Source organism: Gluconacetobacter takamatsuzukensis (assembly GCF_014174275.1).
GTDB lineage: Bacteria > Pseudomonadota > Alphaproteobacteria > Acetobacterales > Acetobacteraceae > Gluconacetobacter > Gluconacetobacter takamatsuzukensis.
On record NZ_JABEQK010000010.1, the window covers coordinates 36,615 to 50,208 of the forward strand.

11 protein-coding genes are annotated in these 13,594 nt (G+C 62.2%); 5 read left to right on the plus strand and 6 right to left on the minus strand.

Annotated elements, in window-relative coordinates; translation table 11 throughout:
* Positions 1–88 precede the first annotated feature (88 nt).
* Positions 89–1,372, plus strand: coding sequence for an NAD(P)/FAD-dependent oxidoreductase (locus tag HLH27_RS12910; RefSeq protein WP_182950453.1), 1,284 nt, complete (start codon positions 89–91; stop codon positions 1,370–1,372).
* A gap of 66 nt (positions 1,373–1,438) precedes the next feature.
* On the opposite strand, the gene HLH27_RS12915 is transcribed toward HLH27_RS12910, so the two are convergent.
* Positions 1,439–2,086 carry a TetR family transcriptional regulator gene (locus HLH27_RS12915; RefSeq protein WP_246375874.1) on the minus strand — a complete coding sequence of 216 codons (648 nt, stop codon included), beginning with the start codon at positions 2,084–2,086 and terminating at the stop codon, positions 1,439–1,441.
* A gap of 379 nt (positions 2,087–2,465) precedes the next feature.
* Between HLH27_RS12915 and HLH27_RS12920 the strand changes: the two genes are divergently transcribed.
* On the plus strand, positions 2,466–3,170 hold the full coding sequence (locus tag HLH27_RS12920) for an HAD family hydrolase (RefSeq protein ID WP_246375875.1): 705 nt from the start codon (positions 2,466–2,468) through the stop codon (positions 3,168–3,170).
* A gap of 73 nt (positions 3,171–3,243) precedes the next feature.
* Here HLH27_RS12920 and HLH27_RS12925 read toward each other — a convergent pair whose 3' ends face one another.
* Both HLH27_RS12925 and HLH27_RS12930 read right to left on the minus strand, forming a co-directional pair.
* Positions 3,244–3,723, minus strand: a complete 480-nt coding sequence (locus HLH27_RS12925) for a YybH family protein (protein ID WP_182950455.1) — start codon at positions 3,721–3,723, stop codon at positions 3,244–3,246.
* Between the two features lie 49 nt (positions 3,724–3,772).
* A complete protein-coding gene (locus tag HLH27_RS12930; RefSeq protein ID WP_182950456.1) occupies positions 3,773–4,519 on the minus strand; it encodes an SDR family oxidoreductase in 747 nt (248 codons plus the stop codon).
* A 244-nt stretch (positions 4,520–4,763) separates the two neighbouring features.
* On the opposite strand from HLH27_RS12930, the gene HLH27_RS12935 reads away from it, so the two are divergent.
* Positions 4,764–5,579, plus strand: coding sequence for a DJ-1/PfpI family protein (locus HLH27_RS12935; RefSeq protein ID WP_182950457.1), 816 nt, complete (start codon positions 4,764–4,766; stop codon positions 5,577–5,579).
* A 78-nt stretch (positions 5,580–5,657) separates the two neighbouring features.
* Here the strand turns inward: HLH27_RS12935 and HLH27_RS12940 are convergent, their stop codons facing one another.
* Both HLH27_RS12940 and HLH27_RS12945 read right to left on the minus strand, forming a co-directional pair.
* Positions 5,658–6,605, minus strand: a complete 948-nt coding sequence (locus HLH27_RS12940) for a GlxA family transcriptional regulator (protein WP_182950458.1) — start codon at positions 6,603–6,605, stop codon at positions 5,658–5,660.
* An 898-nt stretch (positions 6,606–7,503) separates the two neighbouring features.
* Positions 7,504–8,328 (minus strand): IS5 family transposase, encoded by an 825-nt coding sequence (locus HLH27_RS12945; protein WP_182950459.1) that lies wholly within the window; start codon positions 8,326–8,328, stop codon positions 7,504–7,506.
* Positions 8,329–8,527: 199 nt separating this feature from the next.
* Between HLH27_RS12945 and HLH27_RS12950 the strand changes: the two genes are divergently transcribed.
* On the plus strand, positions 8,528–9,361 hold the full coding sequence (locus HLH27_RS12950; RefSeq protein WP_182950460.1) for a DUF7946 domain-containing protein: 834 nt from the start codon (positions 8,528–8,530) through the stop codon (positions 9,359–9,361).
* 363 nt (positions 9,362–9,724) lie between these two features.
* Here HLH27_RS12950 and HLH27_RS12955 read toward each other — a convergent pair whose 3' ends face one another.
* A complete protein-coding gene (locus HLH27_RS12955; RefSeq protein ID WP_246375876.1) occupies positions 9,725–11,206 on the minus strand; it encodes a mannitol dehydrogenase family protein in 1,482 nt (493 codons plus the stop codon).
* Positions 11,207–11,515: 309 nt separating this feature from the next.
* Between HLH27_RS12955 and HLH27_RS12960 the strand changes: the two genes are divergently transcribed.
* Positions 11,516–13,573 (plus strand): glycogen debranching protein, encoded by a 2,058-nt coding sequence (locus tag HLH27_RS12960; RefSeq protein ID WP_220790411.1) that lies wholly within the window; start codon positions 11,516–11,518, stop codon positions 13,571–13,573.
* Positions 13,574–13,594: the final 21 nt, after the last annotated feature.

The window sequence follows — 13,594 nt, forward strand, 5'->3', positions numbered from 1 at the left end:
CACAGGGCGCCCCCACCCGACCCGGCAGGGCCCCGGCCCGTGCCGGGCCACCCGTGGCAACCCCTTGCAGATGGACCCTGAAGACGCGATGGCGACAAAACCGGAAATTCTGATCGTCGGGGGTGGTGTCGCGGGACTGGCGCTGGCCACCCGGCTGGGCGATACGCTGGGCCGTCAGGGGCTGGCGCGCATCACGCTGATCGACAAGAGCTTCTCGCATGTCTGGAAGCCGATGCTGCATTGCTTCGCGGCCGGCACGGCGCAGAACGAGAACGACCGCATCAGCTTCATGGCGCAGGCCAGCAGCCGCCATTTCGAATTCTGGCCCGGCGAGATCGTGGCGCTGGACCGCGCGAACAAGCGCGCCATCCTCGGCCCGTTCCGCGCGGCCGACGGCGAGGTGGTGCTGGAAAGCCGCACGGTCGAATATGCGGCCCTCGTGCTGGCCATCGGCAGCCGCGCCAATGATTTCGGCACGCCGGGCGTGGCGGACCATTGCCTGTTCATCGACAATCTGGTCGAAGCCAACGGCTTCAACGAAAAATTCCGCATGGAGCTTCTGCGCGCCTATGCGGCCGACAAGCCGCTGGACATCGCCATCGTCGGCGGCGGCGCGACCGGCACCCAGCTTGCCGCCGAACTGCACAAGGCGCTGGACCTGGTCGCCCTGCATTCCTTCGGCGCGGCGCCCCCGAAGCTCAAGATCACGCTGCTGGAAGCCGGCCCCCGCGTGCTGCCCGCCTTCCCCGAAGCGGTCTCCACCGCCGCGCAGCGCCAGCTTGAAAGCATCGGCGTTTCGGTCCGCACCTCGGCCATGGTCTCCGGCGCCGACGCCGACGGGCTGAGCCTGAAGGACGGCACGCGCATCCCCGCCACCCTGCGCGTCTGGGCCGCCGGGGTAAAGGCGCCGGACGTCACGTCCGCGTTCGACGGGCTGTCGCTCAGCCGCTCGGGCCAGATCCTGGTCCACCCCAACCTGCAATCGCAGGATGACGAGCGGATCTTCGCCATGGGCGACTGCTCGTTCATCTCCTCCGACCCGCTGCCGCCCACGGCGCAGGTCGCCCGCCAGCAGGCCCATCACCTGGCCCGCCACCTGCCGGCCTGGCTGCGCAACGAAACCCCGATCCCCACCTGCGTCTTCCGCAACAAGGGCGCCATCGTGGCACTGGGCAATTACAATGGCTGGGGCACCCTGCCCGGCGGCACCGTCTTCGGCGGCGGCTTCCTCAACGGCCTCAGCGCACGGCTGGGCCACCTGATGCTCTATCGCCAGCATCAGGTGGAGCTGTACGGCCTGTTCCGCGGCCTGATGTCCATCCTGGCCGACCGGATCGATGCGATCGTAAGGCCGTCTGTGCGTCTGGATTAGGCGTTACAAGGGCTTTGCCCTTGACCCACCAAAGGGCGAAGCCCTTTGGAAACCCAGTTATTGGGGTTATGCAGGCGGGGCCAGAAGGCCTGCCTGCAAGGCCAGCACATTGTGCAGGATCGGCACCAGGGCGGGGCGCCCCTTCAGCCTGATCCATTCGTCCAGCGCGGTGCGGAACGCCGCGATCCCCGACCGCGCGGCCACGCGGGCGGCCAGCGCCCGGTCGGGCGAAGCCGGCAGCCGGCTGGCCAGCGCGGCCGCCAGCGCATCCTCCCACCCCGCATATTTCCGCAGGCTGACCGACAGCAGCGCCGGCGTGCGCTCGATCAGACAGGCGAAGGCATAGGCCTCGGCACGGTTCTTCGCCATCTGCGGCACCACGGCCTCCAGCGCCGTGCGGATCATGTCCTGCGGGGTGAAATCGGCCGGGCAGGATGCGACGCTAGCGGTCAGCACGTCGGTCATGTTCTGCGCCCAGGCGGTCACGATATCGGCCTTGGTCGGAAAATACCGGAACAGGGTGCGGCGCGAAATGCCGGCACTGGCCGCGATCTCGTCGACCGTGGTGCTGTCGAACCCCTGGGTCGCCAGCAGGCGCATCGCCCCCTCGATCAGCGCGGCACGGGTCTCGCTCCGCCGGGCCTCGCGCCGGGACGGCGCGGAAACGGAAGCTACGACACGCAGGGAAGAGACCGGGGGCCGGGGCACGGGCAAGACAGGATCGCTCTCGAACAGAAGAACCCGGCGAACCGACCGGATCGGGATCGGCACGCGGGAACCGGGAAACCAGCAGAGTACCGGCACGCAACCGACCCTCATCGGCCGACAATAGTCGCGAATGCCGGAAGCCTCCACCCTCGCGCAAGCACCCCAGCCTTCGCGTCGCCGACAGGGCAGCCCCCCGGCCCCACGCGACGCAGGCGGGCCGGAAAGCAGCGCCCGCCACCCCGCCCTGCCATCGCCACGCCGCACGCAGACCTGAATTTCCCTTTTCAAATCAACGATGTTTGCGCAAAACCCCCTTCCCTGCTTGCACCGCGCCTGACCCCCGGACGATAATGGGCCGAAAGAAACAGCAGAGAGAGAAAACCGCATGCCGGGATATCCGATCCCCACCCATCTGAGCGCATCGTCCTTCCGGGCCATCAAGGGCGTGATTTTCGACATGGACGGCCTACTGCTGGACAGCGAGACGCTGGCGATGGACGCGCTGGCCGAAGCCGGGACCGAACTGGGCTATGACGTGCCGCTGGCCTTCTGTCGCGGCATGATCGGCATGCCGGCCGACACCTGCCGCCAGATGGTGCACGACACGTACGGCACCGATTTCCCGCTGGAACGGTTCTTCGCGTTGCAGGAAGTGCATCTGCGCCGCTATGTCGACAGCGACCGGCTGGTGCTGAAAAAGGGCGTCGTCCCGCTGCTGGACCTGCTGGACCGGCTGGGCCTGCCGCGCGCCATCGCCACCTCGTCGAGCCGCTACCGCACCGACCATCATCTGGAACTGGTCGGCCTGCTGCCCCGCTTCGACGCCATCGTCACCCGCGACGACGTCACCCGCGGCAAGCCCTATCCCGAACCCTACCTGACGGCCGCAGAAAAGATCGGAATCGCCCCCGAATCCTGCCTGGCGCTGGAAGATTCCCACAACGGCGCCCGCGCCGCTCACGCCGCCGGCATCCCCGTGATCGTCATCCCCGACCTTCTGGCCCCCACCGAAGACGTCCGCGAAAAAGCCCTGGCCATCGTCGACGACCTGGACCACGTCCGCCACTGGCTGGAACAGGCCCACGCCTGAACGGCGTTCGGGACTGCACGCCGGGGAATATCGGCGTGCAGTCCGGACATGTTCCCAAAATCCGCGATCTTCGTCAGTGGCTGGCGTGCGCGGGAGAATCGTCCGACCACATGTCACGATGGATCTTCCATTCCCCGCCCTGTCTGAGCAGGACGATGGTCTGCCTGCCGCGCTCGGCAACGCGGCCCTTGCCATCGAGTACTTCCAGTTCGGAGATGCTGGTCGCGCCGTCGCCATCACCATAGATCTCGTAATGGCTGAACCTGGCGCCTCCGACGAGAGCCGGTTGCAGGGTCTTTTCGAAATACGCGAGGATTGCGGGCCGCCCGGAAATCGCCTCTTCGTTGGGCGGCAGCAATTTGGCGTCATCGGTGTAGAGAAGCGAGATCGCCTTGAGGTCCCCCCTGGCGAGGTCCGCGGCAAACCGTTCGGTCACGGCCTTCACCGCAGCCTCATCGGACGAATATACGCTGGTTGCAAAGGCTGGAGCACATTGCAGTGCAACAGCGATTGAGGCGCCCACGAGATAAGAGACCGGCTTTGTCTTTGTCATGGCTGTTCCATCGATAAGCGTTTGTCGGGGAAAGAGTAGTCTTCTGGCTTCAGAGTTGTGAGCAGCCGCCATCGACGACCAGTTCCGTCCCGACGACGTATCGGGACTCGTCGCTCGCAAGGTAGAGGACTGCGGCAGCGATTTCCTCCGCCTGGCCCATTCGCGCCACGGGTACGGTCGAGACGAATTGCGCCTTGAAGGCTTCCACCTCGGCCTCGGACAGGCCGAGCTTGTCCAGTAGTGGGGTTTCGATGCCTCCGGGGGCAATCGCGTTGACGCGGATCTTGCGGTCGAGCAGTTCGTAGGACCAGCTTCGCGCGAGCGAGCGGACCGCGGCCTTGGCGGCGGCGACCAGCGACAGGCCATGCTTGCCGGTCTGATCGATGAACGACGTCGTCAGGACGACGGATGCACCTTCCCGGAGCACGGGCAATGCGGCCTGCATCGTGAATACGACGCCTTTGACGCTGACATCCATGATGTCGTCGTACTGGCGCGCGTCAATCGACTGCAGCGGCGTCGGAATGACGTAACCGGCATTCGCAAAAAGGATGTCGAGTCCGCCAAACGCCTGCTGGACGCGGGTCGTCGCCTCCTGCATCGCCTCGGCAGATCGAACGTCGGCAGCAAGGACAAGAGCCTCGGCGCCGAGTTCCGCCTGCACACCGGCGAAGCGGGATTCGTCGCGGCCGATGACGGCAACGCGGGCACCTTCCTTGATGAACCGCTTTGCGGTGGCAAGGCCGATGCCACTTGTGCCGCCCGTGATGAGCGCTGTTTTTCCTGAAAGTCGCATACCGGATTCCTCACATACGGAGTGGGACAGGCGGCCGCCGGCGCGCCCATCGTTCCGGCAGATCCTAGCGACACGATCGATGTCTTAAAGGACATATTTCCCTCGAATTTAGCCATTCGTGGCCGACGGAAGATGGCGGCGTAAAACGAGGGAATTTGGTCCTTTTGGAAAAAGGGCGTCCGGAACTAAGTGTCGAGGCCATCCGGCAACCAGCCCGCTTCGCGGGATAGGATAGGAGACCGATATGTCTGGATTTTTCGATGAAATGACCCGGGAAGAACTGAGCAGGGACGGTCGCTTGCGGCGGCAGGCTATGCTCATGGGCGGCGCGGCACTGGCTGCGACCGCCGCGGGTAGCCTTCTTCCGGGCGGAGCGCGTGCGGCTGCGGTCGGTGGAACCGGAAAGCCAATCGACTTTCTGTTCGCGATATATCCGAACGGGACACTTCTCGATTTCGCCGGTCCCAATGAAATCCTTTCGCGCATCCCCAACACCAGGGTTCGGTTCGCCAGCCCCGCCGGCGGCCCTGTCACGCTGGAGAAAGGCATCGTCTTCGGTCCCACCGAGAAGCTTGCCGACGTGACGAAGGTGGACGTCATCTGCGTTCCTGGTGCCCTTGACCTTTCGGCGATGATGAAGCCCGAGACGCTGGAGCACGTCCGGCGATTGTCCGAGGCCGCGCAATACGTCACGTCGGTCTGCACGGGCTCGATCATCCTTGCGGCTTCGGGCGTGCTGAAAGGGAAGCGCAGCGCCTGTCATTGGGCATTCCTGAACGTGCTCAAGGAATACGGCGCGATCCCTGACGCCGCCCGCGTCGTGAAGGATGGCCGATTCATGAGCGGCGGCGGCGTCACCGCCGGCATCGATTTCGGCATGGCGATCGCAGCGGAACTTCGTGGTGCCGAAGCCGCGCAACAGGTGCAACTGCTCGTCCAGTATGACCCGCAGCCGCCGTTCCATGCCGGAAACCCGGCCGATGCCCCGTCGAAAGTTCGCGATGCGGTCTACAAGATGCTGCCCGGATCGAAAGACGGCCTGATGCGTCCGATTCTCTAGAATGGGACCGGGCATATTGCCCGCAATATCTGTGTCGCCTGCCACCCCTCGGCAAAGTCGAGGGGTGGACGCTATCCGCTAGACGGCATTTTCCTGGCGCCCGGCCCGCCGAACGGCTTGCGGCGGCTGGCCATGCAGCTTGACGAACGCCCGGCGCATCCGTTCCGGGTCGGTAAAGCCGACGGCCCTTGCGATCTGCTCGATCGGTTCGGACCCGCTCTGTAGGCGAATGCCTGCCGCCTCGACACGCAAACGCTCCACTGCCCTGGCCGGCGTTTCGCCGGTCTGGCGCCGGAAAGCGCGTCCGAATTGACGGACGCTCAGCCTGGCCGCTTCCGCCAGCCTTTCGATCGGCAGAGGCTCGACCAGATGATCGCGCGCGAACGCGAGCGCCATGCGGATACGGTCCGATTCCGGCTCCATCTGCGACATGGCCGAAAACTGCGACTGGCCGCCAGAGCGACGATAGGGAACGACGAGTTCACGCGCGACCTCGCGCGCAATTTCGGGTCCGAAATCGGTTTCGATCAGCGCCAGCGCCAGGTCGATACCCGCCGAGATCCCGGCGGACGTCCAGACGTTGTTGTCGGAGACGAAGATGCGATCCATCTCGACCCTGACCAAAGGATAGCGCTGCTGGAGTTCGGGTGCGATCCGCCAGTGGGTCGTCGCGCGGCGGCCGTCGAGAAGCCCGGCCCCGGCGAGCAGGAAGGCACCCGTGCAGACGCTCGCCACACGGGCGGTGCGCGAAGCGAGATCCTTTGCCGCTGCGATGACGCCGGGGTCCTGAAAAGGTTCGATGTCGCCCCCGATAAGAATGACCGTGTCGAACGCCATGTCGCGGAAGGGGTGAGTCTGAACGGGGACGCCAGAGCTTCCGACGACAGCGCCGCCACGCTCGGAAATCACCGCCACGCTATAGGCACCGCCTTCAACGAAATCATTCGCCTCTTCGAACGCGCCCAGCGGCCCCGCAAGATCGAGAATCCGATGGTTCGGGCAAATGAAAAGTCCGATCTGGTGCATTGCCCGAATTTAAGGGAAACCTGAATTTTACGCCATAGATTTCTTCACGGACCGACGCGCACTTCGGGAGGTTTGCACGTCCCGACATCAGGAAAAAGTCGTTCCGCAGCTTCATCCGACCACGTCGCTGGCCCGCGTTCCGGCGTTTGACGAAAGGACCAGAATCCTTATTTCACGTCATAATACGACATATCGGCACTCTGTCCTGTCCCGATTTCCTAACCTCGACGCGACGGGTCCGATCGCGGCGTTCGGGATCGCCGGACACTTGGCGGATCGCGCCTACGCCCATCCGATCCTGCCGCATATTCGGCGGCACGGAAATGACGGTTTCCGGTCTCATATCAGGCATTTATGTCTTTAGCCAAACTTCTCCACAGCGGACATAAGAAATTTAGCATTTCATGGCAGGAGGGAAAGCTGACCCACAAGAACATAGGCAGGCGTTCGGCTGGTACAAAAGCGCATGATCGAAGACATTTTCCGACGTCTAGCAGACGATCACGGCAATGAATACATGATAATCGACAGCACGATTGTCAGTGCGCATCAGCATAGCTGCGGATCAGGCAATCGGATGGTTACGCGGCGGACTGACGACGCAAATTTATGCTATTGTTGATGTCGCAGAGAAAGGCGATTGTCCCGCGTCTGACTGATGCCCCGCCGGAGAGCGGGCATTACTGATGCCAATACTTTGATGGACGAAGCAGATTTCGAAGCCTTTATCGCCGACAAGGCTTATAACACCGATCCGCTTCTCACTAGTCTTTAGCGGTTCAAAGGTATCGCAACGCACTACAACAAGCAGGATTCAACCTTCCTCGTCGCGCTCTAGCTCATAGCCTCAATTAGCGGCATCAAATAATGGCAGGCATAAGAGTCCGTTTGAGAATGGTCATGGATGGACAATTCTGCGGAGCATGAGGCTACCGAGAGCGACATGGATCATTGCCTCCGAGACGTCGATCCTCTGCTCGTAATCCCGAACGAGGCGCTTCCAGCGCATCATCCAACCGAAAGTGCGCTCGACGACCCAGCGCCGGGGCAACACCTTGAAGCCCGGCTCCTTGTCGGAGCGGCGAATGATCTCGAGGACGAAATCCTGATAGGTCGCGGCATCCATAAGACGGGTGCGGTCGTAGGCACCGTCAGCGAACAGATGCTTGAGCCAGGGCCATCGCTTGCGAATGGCCACGACGATTGCTTGAGCACCAGCACTGTCGGAGATATCGGCGGTGGTCAGATTGACCATGAGCAGTCGGCCATCTGTATCGACGGCAATGTGTCGTTTACGACCGACAACCTTCTTGCCAGCATCAAAGCCCCGCTTTTCCGCGGCTGGTGCCTTGATGGACTGGCTATCAACGACGGCGGCCGTCGGGCTCTGCTCGCGCCCTTCGCGTTCACGGTCGAGCATCAGTGCGACGTCGTGGATCGTGCGGAACAGGAGCCGGCGCATGAAGCGGCGGAACCACCAATACACTGTCTGCCAGGGCGGGAAGTCGTTCGGCAGCATACGCCATCCACCGCCTGTTCGTGCCAGATAGCGAAGCGCATCAAGCACATCGCGCAGGTCCGTCGCAGGCTTGCGACCGCGCTTGGCCGCTGACGGCAGAAACGGCTGAATGAACAGCCATTCCTCATCCGTCAGATCGGTCGGGTAGCGCTTTAATCGCTTCTCAAATCCAGCCATCCGGCCACGGCTCGCTCGGGTCCACATCCCCAGCTTGAATCACGCCCAAGCCACCGCATCAACACATTCTCAAACAGGCTCTAAGGAACTCTCGGAAGAAATCAATATAAATTTACGCAAAGCAGATCGTTCAAACGAGTCTCGGAACTGACCACTTGCCAATAGAGAAATCTTGAGTAACATGTTCTTTTAAATTCTCATTCCTGCATTATCGAGAAAATTCAATATGACCAAACACCCAGATTTAGAATTTGTTTTTAAATATAATCCTGAGAAAAAAAGTCATCTCCTAAATGCATATGATGCCGCAACCGCACTTTACGGGATTTCCAGAAGCATTTCAATTATAACACATTACGCAATAAATGGAACAATTATAAAACAGGCTCCAGCAATCCGAAATGCCGAGGTTTTTGTTCAACCTCCAAATGCAGGATCATTTGAATTTATAGTTCCTATCGTACAACTTGCACCAGACCCGTCCACGAAACTTGGGACAATAATATACGGGGTGGGGGCTAGTTATATTTATGATTTAACTAAGTTAATTTTCGCTAGATTGTCCGGCAAATCTGAAAAATCATCATCAGAAACAATACAGAACCTACAAAGAACAAAAAGCAACGAGATTGATGCGGTTTCTGACAGTATAGAGGAAGATATTGTCAGAATACAGCGCCCAATTATAAATAATGTTTGTAATATAAATATATACGGAGGTGGAGATAATATTATAAATCTTGATATTGGTACATATGAATACTCAAGGACAAAAATAATAAGTTCTACTGTTGAGCAGTTTTTTGGGCACGTAACGTCATTTAATAGCAGTTCTGGGAAAGGACGTTTTTGGGTCGAGAATGAAAATAGAACCATTGGGTTCTCAGTTCATAAAGAACGAGAGGCATTATCCAAACACGAGAAGGGTTATCTTTCGTCTAGTCTGGATGCGTGGGTTAGAAGTTTACAAGGGGAGCTTATTTTAGTTGGCTTTCCCTTAAGAAGCAAGCAGGGACTATTGAAGCATATATTTGTAACTCAAATAAATAAAATTGGATGAACTAGATTTGGTTATATACAATGTTTGTATTTTATATAAAAATTGCCTAGCGAGCACCGGTTATCCATCATTGCACGAGTCTAATCAGGATCGAGATTTTTATTAGGCAGTCTAAAAAAGCCATATTTTCTGAAAAAGCTCTAGTTCTCTCTAATTTTATTGTGCCGCAGGATGAAAGGCCACTTTTGGGTCGTGAATGACCTTAATTGAGACTCAGGACTATCGTGAACGTTGACCATGTGAATGGCAGCTTCTCTGGCCAGATATCTAATACCGGACCTTCCGTTCTCCCCGCGAAACCGCCGTCGCACGCACACTTCCCATCCCGGCCATCATCCATAACCGGAACGGACTCGCGCATCTTCACGAACACGCTCTGGCCACCTCACGCAGCACAACCCGCGCGTCACCATCCGTCAGGCGCCGCAGCATGTCCGCGATGGCTGCCACCTGCGTGTCGTGATCCGGCAGTGGCGGGCCGAATACTTCTTCCATTGCCAGGAAGGCTTCGGCCTGGGCGCGGTGGTCGTCCCGGGCGTCGGCGCAGATCTGTCGCAGTGCGTCGGCGCGGGGATCCGTCAGGCCGATTTCCAGGGCTTCCTGCTCGTGCAGGGCGAACCAGCGGATCCAGCAGGCGATCAGCAGCACCGCGCCCGTCACCGGGCGGCCGGCTTCGAGGTTTTCGCGCATCGGCGCGATCACGCGCGCAGCCATCTTGGCCGAGCCGTTGCGGCCGATCCGCTCGACATCGTGCGCAATGCCCGGATTGCGAAAGCGCGTCATCAGCCCGGCGGCATAGGCGTCCAGATCCTCGTCCGACAGGGCGACGCCGGCCGATTGCTCGTAGCGCATGAAATGCGCGGCGATGGCCCCCAGCGCCGGGTCGGTCGCGGCCTCGGCCACCGTCGGCAGGTCCGCCAGCCCCCCGGCATAGGCCAGGATCATGTGCGTGCCGTTGAGCATCTGCAATTTCGCCCGCTCGAACACGCCGACATCGCGCACGAAGCGCGTGCCCGGATGCGCCTCCCACACCGGCCGCTCGCCGTCGAACGACTGGATGATCCACTGGAACCATGGCTCGGCCGAAACCGGGATCGTATCCTCCACGCCGCCCAGCAGCCGCCGCGCATCGTCCACGTCGGCCTCCTGGAAAGGCGGCGTGATGCGGTCGACCATCGTATTGGGAAAGACCACATGCGCGCCGATCCAGGCCGACAGCGCGTCGTCGCCGCGCAGCGACGCGTAATCCACCACCACCTGCCGCAGCGTATCGCCGTTCTCGGCCACATTGTCGCAGCTCAGCACCACCGGCGGCACACCCCCGCGCTGCCGCACCAGGTCGAGCCCCGCCACCAGGATGCCGGGCGCGGTGCGGGGAAACGGGCGCTCCAGATCCTCGCGAATGGCAGGGGCTTCCGGGTCCAGCCGCCCCTCGGCGGTGATGTGATAGCCGCTGGCCGTCACCGTCAGCGTCACCACCTTGATCAGCGGATCGGCAATCCGGCCGATCAGCGCCCCCGGATCGGCCCCGGCGAATATCGCCTCGGACATCGCCGCCATCACGGAGGCCACCGTGCCGTCGGGCTCGCGCGTCAGCAGCGTGTAGCAATTGTCCTGCTGCCGCAGCTGGTCGGTCAGCGCCGGCCGGCGCATCGTGGCCGACGCGATACCCCAGCGCAGGCCGTCCGCGCCGGCGTGATGGATCGCCGCCTGCGTGGCCGCCACCTGATGCGCGCGATGGAAGCTGCCGCATCCCAGATGCAAGATTCCGGTCTTCAGCAGGGCCGGATCGAAACGCGGCCTGTAGACGGTACCGGGCAGGCTGGACAAGGCGGAACGGCTCAATCGCAAAACATCAACCCCCATAAGATATGTTATCGATGCACATTCAACAGGAATTATATGAAAAATTCAACATTTTTTCGTACACATGCAATGTGATCAAAAATATCACTTTAAATAACAACAATTTTCACAACACAAAAACGATGACGAAAACATCGCTTCCATCACCTCGCGGGTGTCGCATGACCGGCAATGCCGGGCGTCGCCCCGGCTTCGGCCGGCACCGGATTTTCTCGCCTTGTCGCCCCGATTTCACTAGGCTGGGCGCAAACCTCATCCGTCGCGGGCATGGCCATGCGGAACCCATCGTTGCCGGTCGGCAGAAGTTTCACCGCCTCCGACGGCGCCCCCTTTCCGCCCGGCGCCGTCTGGCTGGCCGACGAACAGGCGTTCAATTTCAGCCTCTTCTCGCGCAATGCCACCGGAATCACGCTTCTGCTCTATCGCGCGGACGATCTCGTGACCCCCTGCCTGCGCCTGCCGTTTCGCCTGCCGCACAACAAGACGGGCGATATGTGGCACGCCCGGGTGCCCGCCGCGCAGGCGGGCGAGGCCTGTTATTACGGCTATTCCGTCGCCGGCCCCCACCGGCCGGAAGAGGGGCTGCTGTTCGACGCCGAGAAGCTGCTGCTGGACCCTTACGCGCGCGGCGTGTTCTTTCCGCCCGGCTTCGACCGCGCGGCGGCGTGCCGGCCGGGGCCGACCGCCGGGCGCGCGCCGCTGGGGGTCCTGCCGGACCGCACGGCCACGGCGCCGCCCCCCATCCGGCGCCCCCGGCGCCACGATCACGATCTGGTCATCTACGAACTGCATGTCCGCGCCTTCACCCGTCATCCCTCCTCCGGCGTGGCGGAGGCGCTACGCGGCAGCTACGCCGCGCTGACGGCGCGCATTCCCTACCTCCAGGCGCTGGGGGTGACGGCGGTGGAGCTGATGCCGGTCTTCCAGCGCGATCCGGTCCACGGAACGTTCTGGGGCTATATGCCGCTCAATTTCTTCTCGCCCCATGCGGGCTATGCCTCCGACGGCGCGGTGGCCACCGCATGGCGCGAATTCCGCGCGATGGTCGCCGCGTTGCACGAGGCCGAGATCGAGGTCTTTCTCGATGTCGTCTACAACCATACGGGCGAGGACCATGCCGGCGGCCCGGTCTGGTCCTATCGCGGGATCGACAATCCCAGCTATTATTCGCACACTCGCGACATCCAGTTCCGCCTGACCGATCGCAGCGGCTGCGGCAACGACCTGGATGTGGCAGCCCCCGTGGTGCGGCAGCTTATCCTGTCCAGCGCCTGGTTCTGGATCGAGGAGATGGGCATCGACGGCCTGCGCTTCGACCTGGCCTCGATGTTCTCGGTCGACGAGAGCGGGCATGTCGACTTGGCGGAGCCGCCGATCGTCACCGAACTGTCCACCGCATCGCACCTGCGGCAGACGCGGCTGATCGCCGAGCCCTGGGTCGGCGACGGCTCGCTGATGCAGTTGGGCCGGGCCTTTCCCGGGCGGAGCTGGCGGCAGTGGAACGCGCATTTCCGCGACGATCTCCGCCGCTTCCTGCACGGGGATGAAGGATGCGTGCCGGTGCTGATGACGCGCCTGTACGGCAGCACCGACCTGTTCCCCGACGACCGCGCCCACGCCGCGCGGCCGTATCAGAGCGTCAATTACATCGCCAGCCATGACGGGCTGACGCTGCGCGACCTGTTCTCGTACGACGATGCGGGCCAGATCGCCGCCAATTGCGGCCATCAGGGCATCGCGGACGCGCCCGAACCGGTGCTGGCCCTGCGCCGCCGCCAGACGCGCAACGCCTTCTGCCTGCTGATGCTGGCCAACGGCACGCCGATGTTCCAGGCCGGCGACGAATTCGGCCACAGCCGGGGCGGCGACCCCAACCCGTACGACCGCGACGACGACACCAACTGGCTCGACTGGCGCCTGGCGGAAAACGAAGCCCCGCTGCTGCGTTTCGTGCGCATGCTGATCGCCTTCCGCGCCGCCCATCCCTCCATCGCCCGCAGCGTCGGCTGGCGCGACGATGTCTCGTGGCACGGCGTCGATGGCGGCGACCCGGACCTGCGCCCGGTCTCGCGCAGCCTGGCCTTCTTCCTGCGGGGTGCCGCGATGGCGGATGACGATCTGTATGTCTTCATCAACGGCTGGGACGACACGCTGCATTTCGCCCTGCCCGAGGCCGCACGGGGCGGCGCGCCCTGGCGCAGCGTCATCGACACCGCCGCCGACCCGCCCGCCGACATTCTGGCGCCCGAGGCCGCCACACCGGTCGGCGACATGGCGCGCCTGCCCGCCCAGGCCCGCTCGGTCCGCGTGCTGCTGCGGACAAGGCCCGACACGATCACCGGATAACCGAGACGAGGGAGACGACGT